We start from the raw sequence: 18,562 nt of genomic DNA on the forward strand, positions 1-18,562 counted from the left end.
CCCACCCGTCGTAGTTTCCCGATTTATCGGGAGGGGTGCGCACCCCTCCCGATAAATCGGGAAACTACGACTTACCGCTTTCCATCTATCTACTGCTTCTCAAAACGGATACGTGGATCGAGGATGACATAGCCGACATCAACCAGCAGGTTCGTCGCCATATAGGACAGTGCCGCCAGCAAGACGATCCCTTGCACGACGGGGTAGTCTTTTGAGAAGATGCTCTGTACTGCCAGTTGTCCAATGCCCGGCCAGAGAAAGATCGTCTCAACCACCACAGCGCCTGCAATGATCGATCCGACCTGCAAGCCAACGATGGTCAGAACTGGCAGGATGGCATTGCGTAGGGCGTGAACATATGTGACCCTACCTTCGAGCAACCCCTTTGCCCTGGCCGTGCGCACGTAATCCTGGTGCAACACTTCAATCATGCTGGCGCGAATCTGGCGCATATTGACGGCCACCGCCCCCGTCCCCAGCGTAATCACCGGCAAGATCAAATCGCGCAGATTGGCCGCCGGATTTTCAGCAAATGGCACGTAGCCGCCGGGAGGAAAAAGGCGAACAGAGACGGCTAAGAAGAGGATCAGCAGCAGGCCCAGAATAAAGCCCGGAATGGCGGTAAAGAGCAGGCTCATCACGTTTACCAGCCAGTCAAGCCAGGTATTACGATGCGTGGCCGAATAGATGCCCAGCGGAATCGCCAGGGCCAGCGAGTAGAGCAGGGAGATGACGCCCAGTTCGGCTGTGACAGGCAACCGCTGCCAGATTGCCTGAAGCACTGGCTGCTGAAGCTGGATTGATTGCCCCAGGTTGCCATGCAGCAGTTGCCAGAACCAGAGCGCAAACTGCGTCGGTAGCGGCTGATCCAGCCCCAGTTGATGACGCAGGGCCGCAACCGCCGTGGGCGTGGCCTCCTCTCCCAACAGGACGCTCGCCGGATCACCGGGCACCAGATGGATAATCATAAATGTGATAAAGCAGACGAACAGCGCGACAGGTATGATGAAAAAGACGCGTTGCGCGATATAACGGGCCACGATGGTTCTCCTTATGAGCCAACATAGACGTTTGCGAATGTTAGGATGCCCGTTGGCAGCAGCGTAAAGTTTTTGATATTCGTGGTCGATGCCTGCACCACGACGGCATGATAGATGAACACATACGAAGCATCCTGCAAGATAAGCTGCGTTGCTTGCTGGTAATCTGCAATGCGCTTGTCCTGATCGTTAACAGTGCGCGCATCTTCGAGCAGCTTGTCCACCTGGGGATTGCTATATTGCATGTCGTTATTGCCGCCGCCAGTGTGGAACCACGAATAGAGATTGCCGTCAGGATCGGGTCGTCCGCTCCAACCAAGCAGCGCAGCCTGGAAATTATGTGCGGTGGTATCGCTGAGCAGGGTGGCAAACGTCTCTTGCTTGATATTGACCATAATTCCGACTGGTTGTAGCTCCGATTGGATAAACTGTGCTATCTGGGTATTGAGCGGGGAGCCGCTGGGGATCAGTAGCGTGAAGGAGACGTTGCCGGAGAGACCAGTCTGGGCAAGCTCTGCCTTTGCCTTATCGACGTTGTTGCTATATGGCGCGAAGTTCTTGTCGTAGGCCCAGCTGCTTGGCGAGATGGGGCTTTGCGACACGACACCGATATCTTTCAGGGCATTATGCACAATCTCTTCGCGATTCACTCCCCATTGGATGGCTCGGCGCACATGAACGTTGTTCAGGGGAGCAGTTTTGGTGTTGAGCATGACGCCAATGAAGCCCAGGCCCGGCGCTTGTTTGTAGATCAGGTTGGAGCTGGATTTCGCCGTTGCAACCTGATTGGGATCGACCGTATCGGCGACGTTGATCGTGCCTGTCTGAAGATTGGAGAACTCGACGGTGCCATCGGTGATGGGGCGATAGCGGATCGATTGCAAATAGGGTAAGGTATTGCCCTGATCGTCCTTGAGCCAGTAGTTGGGGTTGCGCTTGATCGTCAGATGGTCGTTTTTAACCCAGTCGCCAAACATAAAGGGGCCGCTGCCAACGTTGGTCGGTCCGTTGCTCAGTCCAGTTCCCAGCTTGGCGACTGCGGCTGGTGAGAGCATCATACCGGAGCGGTCGGTCAGCGTCGCTAACAGGGGTGTGAAGGCTCGCTTGAGCGTGAATTGCACGTGAGAGGCGTCCACTGCTTCGACCGATGCAATGCTCGATATCTCGCTATAGCGAGGCGAGGAAGGTGTTGAGAGGATGCGCTTGATATTGAAGACAACTGCATCGGCATTGAAGGGAGTGCCATCCTGAAACTTGACATCAGTACGTAGGGTGAAGAGCAACTGCGTCGGCGTCTTATATGTCCAAGAGGTTGCGAGATCGGGCAAAATAGTGTTTTGTGGGCTGATCTTCACCAGCGTATCGTACAGGTTCAACATCACCTGCCGATCCACCAGCGCCGTTGATTTGAGGGGATCGAGCGTTACCACATCCGCGTTCAGGCCAACGCTGATATCTCCACCAGCTTTCGCCTGCGTCGGAGCGCTGGGCTGGTTCGCCTCTCCTCCACAGGCTGCCAGCATGAGCATACAAATAAGTGCAAAGGTGAAAAGCAGCGTTGAGGAGCGAGGGATGTTGACGCGTGCAAGAGATCTTGAGAGAGAAATAGGGCTTGAAATAGCATAAGTCAGGGGGCCGTTCATAAGGTTGATCCTCCTTGCTTGCGGATCGGACACAGGTAAGCACATCAATAGCTGCCCAAAAATTGGATACCTGCTGGTTATCATAAAATGTAACGTTCTAGCGTATACTGGCACATACGGGATATGTTACACTTCGCCGCACAACCGCAGGTAATTAAGAGATAGAGCAACCACGCAATACTTGAACAAGAGCGCCCACAGCGGGTAAATGGATATGGAAATTGTTTACTACAACCATACAATGCACTATAGGCTTTGTCAAGCTAGCGGAATAATTGTGTACATTGTGTCTCTATAGAACGGCCTGGACCCTCTATGCAATGGGGCCGAATTGCCCTCCCACAATTTGCCAACGGTTCTGGTCGAACAGCCAGATGCGTGTATATCTGTATTCGCCGGAGACCGGAGTTCCCTGCACAATCACGGCCAGATGCTCTTTAACAACCGAAATAGCTATTTCTCCATAAAACCGCACAATCGTTTCAAGGATCTCATATTCGGTCATTCTGACTGCATCTGATGCATGCGAGTCCAGGTCATCCTGTTTGCTAAATACTGCTCCATTTTGATCGGTAAACACAAGGTCATCATGTAATAACTGTGTAAGCGCCTGCACATCGTTCTCTAAAAGTACCTGTCGCAATCGCTCTTCAGCTTGCAAAATCTCATCAGTAGTATGGCTCATAGATATCTTCCTTCCGAAATTTGCCGGATGCATCAATTATCGTTGGCATATCCACACTATAAGCGGCTGACAGCAAGATTTACAACCCATTTTCAATGCTCTTAGCATAGGTCTGGCTGGCGTGCTTAGTAAGAATGGCATCAGCCACATACGAAAAGACGTAGGGTTCTAAATGTTGGCGAATGTACCAATTGACAACGATTTATCTGTCAGCTATACTCTCATTATAAATAAACCGTTTGTCGGTTTAAGAAAGAGAAGTATGATGACCCGCAGTGTCAAAGCCCATGAATATGCCGAGAAGCGCAACGCCATTCTGGATGTAGCTCAGCGTTACATCACAACCAAAGGCTATGAGCAGATGACGACTCAGGACATCCTGGAGGCGCTCCAGATTTCCAGGGGCGCGTTCTATCACTACTTTGAGTCCAAACAAGCCTTGCTGATGGCGCTGGTGGAACGCGCAGGAGAGCAAGCCGAGCAACTTGTGCTTCCCATCGTCTCCGATCGCGAAATGTCCGCTCAGGACAAGTTGCGGCGTGTCTTTGCCGTGCTCAACCAGTACAAACAAGAAAACCTGGATCCGGTCTTCGCATTTATGCGCGTCTGGTACGCCGATGAGAACGCCCTCTTTCGCCAGAAACTCTACCAGGCCCGCGTCAAACGGCTCGCTCCCTGGCTCTCGCAGATTATTCGTGAAGGAGTCGCGGAAGGTGTGTTCACCACACCTTATCCTGATCAGGCAGCGAGAATGATCTTTTCTCTACTTGAAGACTTTGGTTATGTCGCCGTTGAACTGCTCTTAGCGGAGGATGGCGTGCATCCCGATACCGAGCGGCTGGTCCAGATGGGCGAAGCGACGGCTGATGCGCTGGAGCGGGTGCTGGGCATGAAGCCAGGGGGTTTGCGGCAGTCCTGGAGAGAAGATTTCTTGCGATGGCAAGACCTCCTCGCATGATGTGAGAGCGGGACGGAAAGGCAGAAAAGGTATGAAATCATATGTACTTGGCTTTCAGGAAATTGATACAACAAAGCTTGCGATGGTTGGGGGGAAAGGTGCCAACCTGGGGGAACTCTCCAGAATTGATGGGATAAGAGTGCCAGAGGGCTTCTGCGTCACGACCGAAGCGTATAAAAAAATCATTGGACAAATACCGGAGTTTCATGTACTGCTGGAACAACTCTCTCTTCTAAAAGTGGAGGATAGGGAAAGGATTCATGAAATCAGTGGAAAGATACGCGGCGTCATCGACGAGACAGCCATTGGAAAAGATATTGATGAGGTTGTTACCAGCCATCTGGCACAACTGGGAGAGAACCATGCCTATGCTGTGCGTTCCAGCGCTACAGCGGAGGATCTGCCAATGGCATCCTTTGCAGGTCAGCAGGATACGTATTTAAATATTCTCGGTAAGGAAGCCATCCTGAAACACATCAGCAAGTGCTGGGCGTCACTCTTTACGGAGCGGGCGGTGATGTACCGCATGCAGAATGGTTTCGACCACAACAAAGTCTATTTGTCTGCCGTCATCCAGAAAATGGTTTTCCCAGAGGCAGCAGGAATTCTGTTTACCGCTGATCCGATTACGTCAAACAGGAAAGTTGTCTCCATCGATGCCAGCTTCGGTCTTGGCGAGGCGCTGGTTTCAGGTCTGGTGGACGCCGATCTGTATAAAGTACAGGAGGGCAAGATCGTCAGTAAGAAGATATCGACGAAAAAGCTGGCAATCTATGCGTTAAAAGAGGGAGGCACGAAGGAACAGCAGATAGGGTCAGCGCAGCAGAATATGCAAACGCTCACGGATGAGCAGATTTTGCAGCTTGAGAAAACAGGCAGAAGGATTGAGGCGCATTTTGGCCGCCCCCAGGACATTGAATGGTGTCTTTCTGAGGGCCAATTGTACATCCTTCAGAGCCGTCCCATTACCACCTTGTATCCTGTGCCGAAAGTGAACGATGGAAAACTTCATATCTATATGTCGCTCGGCCATCAGCAGATGATGACAGATGCTATGAAGCCATTAGGTCTGTCTTTCTTCCCGATCTGGCTGAGCAAGCTTGGCGCGTCAACAGTCGAGGCTGGCGATAGGATGTATATGGACGTTTCCTACGACCTTGCTTCGCCAATGGCAAGAAAGATTTTTGTGAAAAGCGGCCTCGGCTCAGTAGACATGTTGATCCAGAATGCGCTCTCCAATGTCCTGAAAAGGAAAGATTACATCAAATCATTGCCTCACGGAAAGACAACATTGGGCTTGAACGGTGGCACAACCGGACAGATGGTTTCTGGGCTGCTTCAGGCGATGAAGATCTATCGGGAAAATGATGCTGATCTCATCCAAAGAATGATCGCGAAAAATGACGCACTGACGCAGGATGTGGCGCAGAGAATCAAGGGCAGATCAGGAGACGGCCTGTTCGATTTTATTTTGCAAGATATGGATGAGGCTTACAAGACGATTGTTTTAGACAACTATGGCGTGGGCATTGTTGGAGTCTATGCCCCAAGCAGACTAAGCAAAAAAATGAAGCAATGGCTGGATGAAGAGAATGTTACCAATGTCCTTTCTCAATCATTATCCAATAATGTCACTACGGAAATGGGGCTTGAGCTTTTAGATGTGGCTGACGTTGTCCGGCGCTATCCGGCGGTGCTTGCATATTTTCGACATGCCGACGATGCAACCTTTTTTGAGGCGTTGGAGAAGCTGGATGGTGGCAAGGCCGTTGGTGATGCCATCCAGAACTATCTCAGCAAGTACGGCGTGCGCTGTTCTGGCGAAATTGATATTACCAGGGCACGATGGGCCGAGAAGCCGACGTTACTGATTCCCATGATCCTCAATAATATCAAGAATTTCGAGCCTGGTTCCCACCAGATGATAGTTGAACAGAAACGGCTGGAAGTAGCACAGAAGATACAGGAACTGATCGGTAGGATAGAACGTCTGCCTGGCGGTAAACGAAAGGCGAAAAAGACAAAGAAGATGATCAGCGTGTTTCGCAATTTTGTCGGCTTCCGAGAATATCCGAAGTATGCCATGATGCAGCGTTTTTATGTGTATAAGCAGGCTTTAAAGAAAGAGGCGGCCTTACTGGTACAGAAAGGAGTGATTCAAGAGCCGGAGGATATCTATTATCTCACCTTTGAGGAACTGCGGAAGGTTGCCAGCACATACCAACTGGATTACAGCCTCATCACAAAGCGAAAAGCGGATTACGAGATCTTTGAGAAATTGACGCCTCCTCGTGTGATGACATCTGATGGTGAGATTATTACGGGTGAGTACGACACTGGCGAAATCCCCAGGGGTGCTTTGATGGGTGTTCCTGTTTCATCCGGGGTCATTGAAGGGCGGGCGCGGATCGTCCTCAAACTGGAAGAGGCCGTGATTTCGGAGGGCGATATACTGGTCACAGCCTTTACCGACCCTAGCTGGACATCACTGTTCGTATCGATTAAAGGTCTGGTGACGGAAGTAGGCGGGATGATGACTCATGGGGCCGTTGTCGCCAGGGAGTACGGCCTTCCCGCAGTCGTAAGTGTAGAAAATGCGACCAGGCTGATTCAAGATGGACAAAGGATTCGGGTAAATGGCACGAAAGGTTATGTGGAAATACTGGAAGAGTGAAGAGTGGTTTTCTTGCAAATGAAGAGATCGGTTTCTAAAAGAAAGGAGCATGTATATGACCAGAGCCTTTACTGAAATCCTGATCCTTGTTCTTAACATCGCCAGTGCCGATACATTGGCCTTCATTGCCGGGTCTCTCCAAAGAGTGATGAACACTATGGATGAAGCTGTATTCCAAAGCTTTGTCAAACAATTGCACACGTCTTTGCAGAGGTCGCCGTATCAACTTGTCACTTCAACGCTCCAAATAATCGCGTTGATTCCTTATTTCATCATCTTTGGCTTCTCCAATTGGTGGTTCACTGCGGGTGCTCTCGTCTCTGTTGCAGCCTCGATGTTTGTCAGCAAGCTCCTCATCTTACCGACGTACAAAAAGATATATAATGTTCTTGAAAGTAGCGATACGACCGGGTTGCGGAAGTGGCGTCGGAAACTGCAAACCAGGAACAGATTTCGCGCTGTGATTCAGTTTGTGTCAGTCGCACTTATGGTAATCGGGTTGTTCAGAACCTCATAAAACTTGACGCAGGCCGCATCTGGAATTGCTATCCACCTCTATAATTAGTATCTCTTTGTCAGATATCTCTTCATTTGAGCATAGATTTGTCTGGAAATCGACTCTCGTTTTTCCTCGCAAGCGCACAAGACGCCTATTCGCAGGTCATGGAGCATTTTCCCATTCAGTAAAACTGGTTGACATCTCACACATGGCAACACCAGGAGGAACAGGCCCTCCTGGTGTTGCCATGATGCCAGATAGCGCGATTAGCCGTTCAATGGTAGCGCAATCGTAAAGGATCTATCAGCTGCATACTCCGCCCAGAGTTGATCCACCGTCTTATGAGTCACAGACTTCAACGTTGACTCCGCAGTCGTCCCTCTCTGACAGCCGTGATTCACCTGATCGGGCAAAGAAGGAGAGTAGCGATGCTGCAACCAGACAAAGAAACGTGCGCCAATGCCATAGCCTTCTTTATAGCTATCGGTCGATTGCGGGGCTCTGGGGTCCGTAAAGGTCATGTAACTGGCTATCGGAGAATACGACCAGTCACCATAGGTAGCCAGCGATTCAGCTACCCAGTCAGTTCCCCCATTCCCACCAGAGCCACAGACAACCGAGTATTTCTGAACCGTATGGGTGAACTCGTGTGTGACCCAACCCATCCCGCTGGGGGATGCCATGACTTGAACAGGATTAGCCACCACCAGATTCTGGCTCCAGTAGGTCTCAGCAAAACTAACCGAAGAACCATTATAGGTTGTAGCAAACAGCAGAGTGACATGTTTAGAGGCAGTAGTAGGGCTAAGAGCGAAGCGCTGCACGATCTTGGGATAACTGTGTTGAAAGATAGACTCGATCTCAGCAACACGTGTTTGTAAGGAGGCGTCAGCATGCTCGATGGTCAAGGTATATCCCCCGGCGCTAAAGGTGATGGTGCTGCTGCGAGAAGGGGTGCTGACAGTACCAACTGCGGTGGTGCCGCTGCGAGAGGGGGTGCTGACAGTACCAACAGAGGTGCTGCCACATTCATTGAGAGATGCCCAGGTGAGCGGACCCACGATTCCGTCAACCTCTTTCACCTGGGAAAGATGACTGCTTTGCCAGGTTTCGACAGCACTCTGGGTGTTAGGCCCAAAAATGCCATCGGCAGTGAGGTTAGCATTTTCCTTCGTCTTAAGATCATTTTGCAACTTCGTCACCCAGGAGCCGGTGGACCCATAGCTAATCTGAGGAGGGCAGCTAGCGGAAGCCGCGCTGGCAGAGGGAGTCTCTACAAAGGTCACCGCCGTGCCCGCAGCCAGCAAAAGAGCGGCCAGAACCAGAAGGAACTTCTGGGAAAGGGTAGCTATAACTTTTTTGAGCATAAATATCTCCTTGAGATGGAAGAATCATGAAAGCTTTTCTGATGCAGAAGAAAAAGAAAAAATGCGATAGGGAAGATAGTTACTGGTTTTGCTCTCGTTCTCACTTTCTAGAAAGAAAGGATAATTCAATTATATTCTGTTGAGCTCGTATGCACCAGACATTTTATTCCCTCTCTGGCCCCAAATTTGGCCAGGAGACTTTTTTCCCTCATCTGCTGTCTCTTCTCCGAGCCAACGGCCACCCATTGCTACTTTGCGGCTGGTGACAGCAACCTTAACTCTACCTCTAGCTTAACTCTACCTCTAGTAAGAATGGCACATGCTCTTGCCTGTCCTTTGTCAACTGGACTATACTTTTGACATATATGCCAAAATTGCTATTTTTTTGTCTCCTGATTGGGTTGTGCGTCTTTCCACGCGCACAAGGGCATATCTTAATTTATCGGAACCTCTTTCGTAGTGGAGCGATGTATCGCGCGGGTGGAAGCGCCTGGGAGACAGCTCACCGCGATACATCGCTCCACTACGAAATGAAATGAGATGAGTTTCTGAAAAAAAGGGCATGCATGTGAAGAGTACGGATATAGATGATCGTACTGGTCAACAAATTGGTGATTATCGGCTCCTGCGCCAGTTGGGTGAGGGAAGCTCCACTGTCGTATATCTGGGAGAACATCTCCAACAGCACTCCCAGGTTGCGATAAAGATGTTACATACAAAGCTGGTGGCACGAGAGCGTGCTGCCTTTCTCGAAGAGATGAGTACAGTTGCAGAACTCGATCATCCCGGGATCGTGCGCGTGCTGGATTGGGGCAATGAGCAAGGGTATCCCTATGTGGTGATGAACTATGTGCCGGGCGGGACGTTGCGCCAGCGCTATCCAAAGGGGAGCCGCCTCCCGTTGGGACTGGTTGTTCGCTATATCAATCAACTTGCCGATGCTTTGCAGTATGCCCATGAGCGAAATTTCATTCACCGCAACATCAAGCCTGAGAATATGCTGTCTGGTGACGATGAGCAAGTGCTGCTCAGCGATTTTGGCCTCGCTTTGATCTCCTCCGCTTCCATCACGCAGGGATCGCAGTTGGGAGCTAGCACGCTTGCGTATATGGCTCCTGAGCATATTGTGGGCAAGTCGCAGCCAGCCAGCGATCAATATGCGCTCGCTGTAGTGGTTTATGAATGGCTCGCCGGGGAGCAGATGTTTCAGGGAACGCTTGCCGAGTTAAGCAATCAGCACCTCTATGCGCCACCACCTCCGTTGCAGGAAAAGAATCCCGCCGTCACCTCCGAGCTTGAGGACGTGTTAATCAAAGCGCTGGCGAAAGATCCCGCCCAACGCTATGCCTCAGTTCAGGACTTCGCCGCTGCCCTCACTCAATCTGTCCCGGCTGACGTACTGAATGCCCCCGTTGCTGAGGATGAGGGCGATATCACCGACAGAAAAGACGCACCCGGCGATTCCTCCGCTTTGCCCGAATTTTCAATCGAACAACTTGCATTTCCTGATGTTGGAGGTGTTGCACAGGATGATCCAGACAGAACGGACCCGTTTTTGCGCGTTCCAGCCACACCTGAAAAGAGCGGTCCGCTTGCTGATACCGATAAGAGCGCGAAGGTCGCTGCCTCAAATGACGAAGAGCTATCCACCCTTATAGATAATGAGGCGGATGCATGGCCTTTCGCGCCCGACGTTCGACCCATCGAGAGCAATAGGAAGCTGCAACCGCTTGCGCTCTGGCAGGATGCGACCGGGCCGATGAAGCGTAATATTGTGATTGCCACCGTGTTGCTTGTTCTCCTGCTTGTGAGTAGCCTGGCCTTTGCCTTTCCACTTGTGACTGGTAGAGGTCTCTTCGGGCCGCCGCCCACCCCGACGCCAACGCCGCTGCCTCTCACGGCGAACATTACCATCACGCCCCAACAAAAAGAATGGAACAAGACCTATAGCCTCTCCGCCGTTACAGGCACGCCGCACGCCACACAGCATCAGGTGCAGGCGCGCGTCCTCACGGTTACAACGCCAGCCCAGGCACAGACGGCCCAGGCGAGCGGCAAGCGCGTCATGCCGGGAACGGGCGTCGCGGCAACCGGCACCCTCACGTTTGATAATACCGCCCTCGTCCCGCTTGCCTTTCCCGCTGGTACGGTCCTGGCCAACACGCTGGGAACGGTTGGTGCTACTCAGGTGGTACTCAATGCCCCGCTGGTTGTGCCGGCAGCTTCAGCTGTACAATCACACGTACAGGCCAGCGTTGCCGTCCATGTCGTCAAAGTTGGCAAAGCTGGCAATATCGCCGCCGGACAGTTTGTGGTGCGTGGAACGGCTGGTGCGGCCACAGCACCCAATTGGAGCGCGACCAATCCCGCCGCGTTTGCCGGTGGCGTTGATGAGCGAACGTATATGTATGTGCAACAGAGCGATATCGACACCACCGCTGCTGCATTGATACAGGCGAATGCGCCAGCCCCGGCGCAGGTATTGAAGCCGAAGATTTCCGCAAACGAGCGGCTTGTGGGCGAGGGAGCTTGCACGCCCGGTCAGCAGGCCAATCATCAGGCCAACGAGCAAGCCGCTAACGTCACCGTGAGCGTCTGGTTTACCTGTAGCGGCAATCTCTACGACTATGACCGCGCCAGCATGTTGACGGCCAGCCTGCTCAGGGATGAGATGAAGACGGCGCACTATACCGCCATCAACACCGTCAAAACGACGCTCAAACAGCAGCGGGTTGCCGATGATCAGGGAACGATTGTGATACAGATACAGGCGCAGGCGCGCGGGAGCTACTATTTCGATGATGCCGCTATAAAGAATATCGCTAACCAGCTTGCCGGAAAGAGCATGAGCGCAGCCGAAACCTGGCTACACGGGCAGACCAGTATCAGCGTAGCGAAGATCAAGCTCTCTGGTGGCACCGGGAAACAGGTGCTCCCGGCTCGCGCCCAGGATATCACGATCTCTGTCAGTTAGCGCTTGAGAGCGTCGCGGGCCGTGGGAGGGATGCAGCGCGTCTGAGGAGATAGGGAACTATTCGTCGATGAATCACGCCAACTACGGTCCAAAGCGGGCGTGCCAGGGGCCGTATGTAGGGGACGTTTGTGTTCCAGACTGCCGGCGAGCTTGAAAGATGCAAGGTGAGTCGAGCCTTCATGAGTGCCGAGTGCTGTTCGAGACGGACCTCCTCGGATTGCCTTGAGGCGATCCGCCAGCCGAGAATGAGATCAGGTGACGGTCGTGGTCCGAGTCGCAAGCCCAATACTCCCCTCCACCCTGGCAGAAGGAACCAGCGCACCGGCATGGAGCATCCTCGAAGATGGCGCGCAACCACTGCTCGTGCTACATCCTCTCTCTCACTACGTAATATAACGTTAAGATCAACAGATGGCACTCAGTAATCACTCATTGCTTACTTCCCTAACACATTGGCCCAACATTGTTCTCCTCAAGCTTCATTGTTTTTTTCCATAAATATAGGCTATTAGCATTGACACCTTACGATCCCTGATGTAGGATATAAAATGGCAAAGTGTTAGTAGTATGATGTAGCGCAGTGTTTTAGTGCTTTTAAGATAGATGCTTTACATAAGAATATTACATTTATTACAAAGGAGAAACCCTCCGTTCGCTAGTTTACTGTGAAGCCAACGCACAAGCCAGTTTGTTCAAGCGAAATTGGAGCGTACTCAGCAATCACATTCAGCTTCGCAAGCGGATTTGACCAAAAAATGAGCAAACTGTGGGGAGAAACATATGCCATTGGACAACAAATTCCATCAAACACCCAAGCTGGAGAGAAATTTGCTAGATTGTCCTGGAGAGAGCGCGCAAAAAGGCTCTCAAAAGTCAACATTTGACTTCATCAGGTATTCAAAAAGCGAAGCGCAAGACGATAATTCTTTCCTTACCAGTCTGGAAAAAAAGCGATTAATGCAGTATCCGATTGAGATACGGAGTAAGGATGATAACCAGGCGCTTACCAGGCTCCAACAATTGCGCTTAGAACATATGGGATACCTCAAGGAGTCTCCCGATCACTCCGATAGCTTATCCCAAGCCGGTACTGAGGTCAGTAAAGAAGACGTATATACTCTTCACGCAGATAGCCTATCCCAAGCCGGTACTGAGATCGGAGATGAAGGTTCTAATATCCCTTCCTCGACAGGCAAAGCATTCTCAAAAGAGGATTTCATAAACGATTTCCTAAACCGTCTACAAAATCCCGAAAAGGATGTGGAAGGTGTTGTGCAAGAGCTAGCCGAAGGGCAGAGGAGGAATAATAGCCTGGAGGCAAATGCGCTTACAGATCTGGAAACAGAAATGGCCATATATTATTCTCGTGTGGATGGAGATGTGTATACATGGTATATTGAGTATAATCAACGTGACACAGATTGTAATGCGTATGCACAATTGCGCCGAGAGGCTCAGACTCTATATGACCAATGGTGGACGCATTATGAGGGACGAGGGTATACTGGTGCAGACCTTACTGAGAGGCTTGAGTATTATCAGGCAGGTATTGACCGAGCCGTAGCGCAGCTAGGTATTCATGAACAAGGGCGCGTAGCCGCTGAGGACGCTCTTCGTGCAGCTATTAATCGGAGAAGAGACATTGATGTAGATACGTATTCACGTTCAAGTGCAGATGTACGAAGAATTTTTCAAACGTACCATACTGCCGCTGAAGCAGTTGAGGCATCGCAAACAACATGGCTAAACGCTCGTAATCAAGCTGAACAAGCTAGAACTCTTTGGCGGGGACAGAGATATACTGAGCAACAAATTCACGCGGCTCTAGAAGGCAATGGCTATACTCGTGCGATTCGAACAGCTAACCACACGTTGGTCAGATGGACGCACCGACATATAGAACTTGAAGAGCCACTTTTTCGAGCTATTCAACGGGCAAGGCAAGCTGGACAGTGATCAGCATCAAGAAGGGGAGATAACTAACAAAGAGCGTTTCCTCGATTTCCCATCTGTTCTATCTATCAAGCAGCGGCTCAAGATAGCGGCGCACAACTGTTTTGAGTTCATTGACAAGCCGCTTCGTCTCTTCCTCGTTTGCCTGGAAGATCAGCAGGAGCGTGCCCTTGAAGATCTGCACGGTCATCAGGGCGCTCAATTTGCGCTGCGCCTCAGAAAGATCTGGTGCCTTCCTCTCAATGCCGAGGTCAAAGTTTTCCTGCATTTGCTGCGGCAGTGCCCGAACAAGGCTCGTCACACGCGAGGAGATGGGAGTGTTGAGGAGGATGTGGAATGCTGGATGAGAGAGGTGAAACGCGACCAGAGTATCAAAGATCTGATCCAGCCAGAGAGGGAGGGGAAGCGCCGCCGCCTCGACCGAAAAAATAATGGCGTGCGCCTCTTGCAGTTCCTCAGTGTAGCGAGTCGCCAGTGCTTGAGCAATCTCCTCTTTGTTGGAGAAAAATTGATAGAGCGAACCCGGTGAGATTCCGGCCTGTGCCGCTATGTGATTGGTGGTGGCCTCCTCATAGCCCATCCGGGCAAAAACTATCTCAGCCGCAGCAAGAATAGAGGCCATGCGTTGTAAACCTCGCGCCCGTCGCGGCACCGGACGTGCATCCTTCTTTTGCTCCATTGAATATTCCGTATATACCATCTTTTCTCTTGACAAAGCGAGTAATTGCTCGTATAATTGCCTTGTGAAAAGGTGAGTAAAAACTCGCTTATTTAGTAGTATAGCATGACACGATGGCCCTGTCCATAAAGGAAAGAGGTAGTGAGCTATGTCTCTCAAGTATGGCGTTATGCTTCCCCAGGGATTTGGGGGAGAACTGGCCCATTTTAAGAGTCCCGTAGAGGCGTACGAAGCATTGACTCGTCAGGCACAGGTAGCCGATGAATGCGGATATGATATCGTCTGGATGAGCGACCATTTTCAGACGGCTTTTCCGTCGCAAGCAATGGTCTTTGAATCCTGGACTACGGCGGCCGCGCTGGCGCGTGATACGAAGCGAATACGCATCGGGCATATGGTGACGGGGAATAGTTACCGCAACCCCGCTCTACAGGCGAAGATGGCATCGACTCTTGATGTTCTTTCGCATGGACGCTACACATTCGGTATCGGTGCGGGTTGGCACGAGCCTGAGTATCTGGCTTATGGCTACGAGCTTACTTCGGCTCCTGAGCGTCTTCGCCAGTTGCGAGAGGCGCTTCAAGTCATTCGGGCGATGTGGACCCAGGAAGAGGCCACGTTTGAAGGGCAATATTACCAGATTCGCGGCGCGATCAATCAGCCCAAAGGCGTGCAACCGCGCATTCCTCTGGTGATTGCCGGAGGGGGAGAGAAGGTCACGCTCAAGCTGGTAGCGCAATACGGCGATATCTGCAACGTGAACGGTGATCTTGCGACCGTTGAGAGAAAGTTTGCGGTCCTCAAACAGCATTGCGAGGCCGTTGGACGCGACTACAACAGCATTCGTCGAACCGCCCTGACGCTCTGTATTATCGCGGATACCGATGAACAGGCAAGGGCTATGGTTCCAGAAGGAAGCGAACTGGTTTTCCCTGGCGATATCCGGTCATATGGCCTCGTCGGGACCATCGACACGATTCGACAACGCCTCGCAGCCTATGAAGCCGCTGGTGCTCAGGAACTTGTGATCGGTTTTCTTGATGCACCCCAGGTGGATATGATGCAGCGTTTTGCTAAAGCGTTCGTCCTGTAGTCAGGACGACGGAAGGAAATGAGATAATTATGATACTCGTGACAGGGGCAACTGGTGTAAGTGGATCGATTGTGATTCGCGAATTTGCCCGTCAGCAAGTGCCAGTGCGTGCGCTGGTCAGGAATCGCGCAAAGGCACGTATATTCGACGCGCTGCCCTCTGTGGAAGTCGTAGAGGGCAATATGCTGCAACCGGAGACGCTGGGAGCTGCGCTGGATGGCGTCGAGCGCGCGCTTATGATCTCCTCGGCTGCTGAACGAATGGTGGAGACCCAGACTACCTTTATCGAGGCGAGCAAACAGGCTGGTGTTCGTCATATCGTGAAGCTTTCCGGGGCTGAAGCGAGCGTTGGCTTCAATTCGGCGAATTTCCGCACTGCGCTAGCGCATGAAAAAATTGAGCGCTATCTCGAAGCATCCGGGTTGGCCTGGACGCACTTGCGCCCCAGCCAGTTTATGCAATTCTACTTCCCTGGTGCGCCAGCAATGAATCTCACAGCGGACACGCTTTCTCTGCCAATGGCGAACGCGACGCTCGCGCCAGTTGATATTGAGGACATTGCGAAAATCGCCTTTCGCTTGCTCCATAATGGTGGGCATGAAAACAAAAGCTACGACATCACCGGCCCGGAAGCGCTGACCATGACGGAGGTTGCCGCGCACATCTCTCAGGCGACCGGCAGAACTGTTCGCTATGTCGATGTTACTCTGGAGGGGTATCAGCGAGCGATGCTGGCGACAGGTACTTCCCCGGAGCGCGTCGAGGCTTTTGCAGAGTTATGGGGCGAGCGCCGGGATCGTGGCGAATCGCGGGTCAATCTCAGCACTCACGAAATATTCGACGTTCGGCCTACCACCTTCGCTGAGTTCGCTTCTCGAAACGCTGCCAGGTTCTTTTGATACAGAATTGGAAATGCCCTAATTCGTGCCCCCTCCAAGGAGAGTATTAATCTAACCGGCAAAACAACTTGTAGAGGAACTCCATCATTCCTGGTGATGGAGTTCCTGGTTCAAAATGAAAATCGCACACGTTTCTGCGGGTCTTTCCGAGGAGGGTGATAATAGCCTGCGCCTGAGCCTGATGCTCGTTCCATCTGTACTTGATAGATCAGGTTCAGGGTCAACTCGTGTCGTTGATAGGGTTCTGTTCCTTTCAGATATGAATACCTGTTAAGCCAATCAACGGCTGTCGCTCTCTGTATCAGCAAACTCTCGTTAGTAACCTTCGTTAGCGACTCTATCGCCCCCTCTATCTGTTTTAGTGTCAGCTTCTCTGCATTTTTTGCTTCTCGTTCCGGGTCATAAGAAGAAGCATCAGATGCTCTATATGACTGTGAAGCTTCTTGATTTCTTGATAGGCGTAATCCTTCGCCGTGTCCTGTCATCTGATGTTGTCCTTTCAAACTATTGATCCACATACAGCGAGAATATCAAAGAAGAAGAACATTTCTCGTGAGGATCACCTTTGATAAGGAAGTGCTGCAACGTTCTCTACTCAATGATTATCGAGAAAAACGCGGAGAAACATTTTTCTTCTTAATATCACGAGTGTACCTGTTGTCTGTGCTCATTTTTGTCCTCATAGAGGGAATATTTTGCCAGGTTCCGTGGATCTCGTGTGATTCAGCCGCAATCGTGCGCCGAAGCGGAGACAAAGCAGAACGGGTCATCTCCCTGAATGGTACAAATGGCCTGCCTTCCCTGTTTTATAAATGAAACAAACAAAAAAGACCCCGGATCATCCGCGATCTGGGGTCTTTTGACTGTTCTTAATCATACGACAACCGCAAGGGATTGTCGTTACATTAATCCAAAAAGTCTTTCAGTTGGAAGCCGTTGCGCGACTGGCGGAGCTTCTGAAGCGCACGCGACTCGATCTGGCGAGCACGTTCGCGGGAGAGCCGTAGCTCCTGCCCAACTTCGGCCAGCGTGCGACTGCGGCCATCCAGCAGGCCGAAGCGCAACTGGATCAGGTAGCGCTCGCGATCATTGAGCGTTCTCAGCGCCTCGTCAATACGCTCTTTCAACTGGTGATGCGTCGTCACCTCGGTTGGCGAGGGCGCGATCTGGTCCTCCACGAAGTCGCCGAGCGCGTTGTCTCCATCCTCGCCAATCGGGGTCTCCAGGCTGATTGGTTGCTGGCTGGCCTTGAGAATGTGCTCGACATGATCCGCGTCGGTCCCCATCTGTTGCGCGATCTCCTCCACGCTTGGCTCACGCCCCAACTCCTGGAACAGGCGAGCACTCACACGCATCGTGCGATTGATCGTCTCTACTAAGTGTACGGGTAGGCGAATGGTGCGACCCTGGTTGGCGATGGCGCGGCTGATGGCCTGTCGAATCCACCACGTGGCATAGGTGCTGAACTTATATCCCTTGGTGTAATCGAATTTCTCAGTCGCTAACATCAGGCCGCTGTTGCCCTCTTGAATCAGGTCAAGCAGGGTCAGGCCACGACCACGATAGTTCTTGGCAATGCTTACAACCAGGCGCAGGTTTGCCTCGATGAGGCGACGCTGGGCGTCTTTCGCCTGCTCCATTACGATATAATCAGGTGTCTCGTTCTGCTGCTCTGCTCGCTCTCGCTCACATTTGCCACAGGCAATTTGCTGGGCCAGACGAATCTCTTCGTCCCCCTTCAATAGTGGGGTGCGGCCCATTTCTCGCAGATACACGCGGAGAGAATCTTCTACGTCCGCTGCTTCCTCGGAGAGGAGGCTATGCTCTGCCATCGTGCTCGCTTCTGCATCATTCAGCAGATCGGTCCCTTCTCCATTCTCCACCTCCTCCTCCAGGAACATGTCCTCGGCAGTCTCCATAGAAGCTACTGCATGCTCAAGGTCGTCAGTGGGATGAACGGAAGAAAGAGACTGCTGTATACTCGCCTGGCTCATTGTAAGAATGCTCTTCTCTTGCTCTTTTTGTGACTCAATAAACATAATAGCCATGTGTTCAGTCTCCTTATCGATCAACATCCGTCCTTTATTAAGATACATAG

The 18,562-nt window shown here is 51.6% G+C and carries 14 protein-coding genes; 7 read left to right on the forward strand and 7 right to left on the reverse strand.

Annotation, left to right across the window (positions count from 1 at the left end; translation table 11 throughout):
* Positions 1–89 precede the first annotated feature (89 nt).
* The 3 genes from K3T83_RS40625 to K3T83_RS40635 all read right to left on the reverse strand — a co-directional run bounded on the left by K3T83_RS40625 (position 90) and on the right by K3T83_RS40635 (position 3,368).
* On the reverse strand, positions 90–1,040 hold the full coding sequence (locus tag K3T83_RS40625; protein WP_236065177.1) for an ABC transporter permease: 951 nt from the start codon (positions 1,038–1,040) through the stop codon (positions 90–92).
* Between the two features lie 11 nt (positions 1,041–1,051).
* On the reverse strand, positions 1,052–2,683 hold the full coding sequence (locus K3T83_RS40630) for an ABC transporter substrate-binding protein (RefSeq protein ID WP_236065178.1): 1,632 nt from the start codon (positions 2,681–2,683) through the stop codon (positions 1,052–1,054).
* Positions 2,684–2,996: 313 nt separating this feature from the next.
* Positions 2,997–3,368 (reverse strand): nuclear transport factor 2 family protein, encoded by a 372-nt coding sequence (locus K3T83_RS40635; RefSeq protein WP_220208858.1) that lies wholly within the window; start codon positions 3,366–3,368, stop codon positions 2,997–2,999.
* Between the two features lie 262 nt (positions 3,369–3,630).
* Between K3T83_RS40635 and K3T83_RS40640 the strand changes: the two genes are divergently transcribed.
* The 3 genes from K3T83_RS40640 to K3T83_RS40650 are packed head-to-tail and all read left to right on the forward strand — an operon-like array spanning position 3,631 to position 7,517.
* Positions 3,631–4,326 carry a TetR/AcrR family transcriptional regulator gene (locus K3T83_RS40640; protein ID WP_236065179.1) on the forward strand — a complete coding sequence of 232 codons (696 nt, stop codon included), beginning with the start codon at positions 3,631–3,633 and terminating at the stop codon, positions 4,324–4,326.
* A gap of 31 nt (positions 4,327–4,357) precedes the next feature.
* Complete coding sequence (ppsA, locus tag K3T83_RS40645) at positions 4,358–7,000, forward strand: phosphoenolpyruvate synthase (protein ID WP_220208859.1); 2,643 nt, start codon at positions 4,358–4,360, stop codon at positions 6,998–7,000.
* Between the two features lie 55 nt (positions 7,001–7,055).
* A complete protein-coding gene (locus K3T83_RS40650; protein WP_220208860.1) occupies positions 7,056–7,517 on the forward strand; it encodes a hypothetical protein in 462 nt (153 codons plus the stop codon).
* Positions 7,518–7,765: 248 nt separating this feature from the next.
* Here the strand turns inward: K3T83_RS40650 and K3T83_RS40655 are convergent, their stop codons facing one another.
* A complete protein-coding gene (locus tag K3T83_RS40655) occupies positions 7,766–8,866 on the reverse strand; it encodes a peptidoglycan-binding protein (RefSeq protein WP_220208861.1) in 1,101 nt (366 codons plus the stop codon).
* Between the two features lie 568 nt (positions 8,867–9,434).
* Here K3T83_RS40655 and K3T83_RS40660 point away from each other — a divergent pair.
* Entirely contained in the window at positions 9,435–11,840 is a 2,406-nt protein-coding gene (locus K3T83_RS40660) for a serine/threonine-protein kinase (RefSeq protein WP_220208862.1), read from the forward strand.
* Here K3T83_RS40660 and K3T83_RS40665 read toward each other — a convergent pair.
* Complete coding sequence (locus tag K3T83_RS40665; protein ID WP_220208863.1) at positions 11,833–12,120, reverse strand: hypothetical protein; 288 nt, start codon at positions 12,118–12,120, stop codon at positions 11,833–11,835. The two genes, K3T83_RS40660 and K3T83_RS40665, sit on opposite strands and share 8 nt — an antisense overlap.
* A gap of 500 nt (positions 12,121–12,620) precedes the next feature.
* Between K3T83_RS40665 and K3T83_RS40670 the strand changes: the two genes are divergently transcribed.
* Positions 12,621–13,796 (forward strand): hypothetical protein, encoded by a 1,176-nt coding sequence (locus K3T83_RS40670; RefSeq protein ID WP_220208864.1) that lies wholly within the window; start codon positions 12,621–12,623, stop codon positions 13,794–13,796.
* A gap of 58 nt (positions 13,797–13,854) precedes the next feature.
* Here K3T83_RS40670 and K3T83_RS40675 read toward each other — a convergent pair whose 3' ends face one another.
* Positions 13,855–14,472 (reverse strand): TetR/AcrR family transcriptional regulator, encoded by a 618-nt coding sequence (locus K3T83_RS40675; RefSeq protein ID WP_220208865.1) that lies wholly within the window; start codon positions 14,470–14,472, stop codon positions 13,855–13,857.
* A gap of 148 nt (positions 14,473–14,620) precedes the next feature.
* On the opposite strand from K3T83_RS40675, the gene K3T83_RS40680 reads away from it, so the two are divergent.
* Both K3T83_RS40680 and K3T83_RS40685 read left to right on the forward strand, forming a co-directional pair.
* Positions 14,621–15,565, forward strand: coding sequence for an LLM class F420-dependent oxidoreductase (locus tag K3T83_RS40680; RefSeq protein ID WP_220208866.1), 945 nt, complete (start codon positions 14,621–14,623; stop codon positions 15,563–15,565).
* Positions 15,566–15,594: 29 nt separating this feature from the next.
* Positions 15,595–16,464, forward strand: a complete 870-nt coding sequence (locus tag K3T83_RS40685) for an SDR family oxidoreductase (RefSeq protein ID WP_220208867.1) — start codon at positions 15,595–15,597, stop codon at positions 16,462–16,464.
* A 905-nt stretch (positions 16,465–17,369) separates the two neighbouring features.
* Here K3T83_RS40685 and K3T83_RS40690 read toward each other — a convergent pair.
* Positions 17,370–18,512, reverse strand: coding sequence for a sigma-70 family RNA polymerase sigma factor (locus K3T83_RS40690; protein WP_220208868.1), 1,143 nt, complete (start codon positions 18,510–18,512; stop codon positions 17,370–17,372).
* Positions 18,513–18,562 lie beyond the last annotated feature (50 nt).

The organism is Reticulibacter mediterranei (assembly GCF_016587455.1).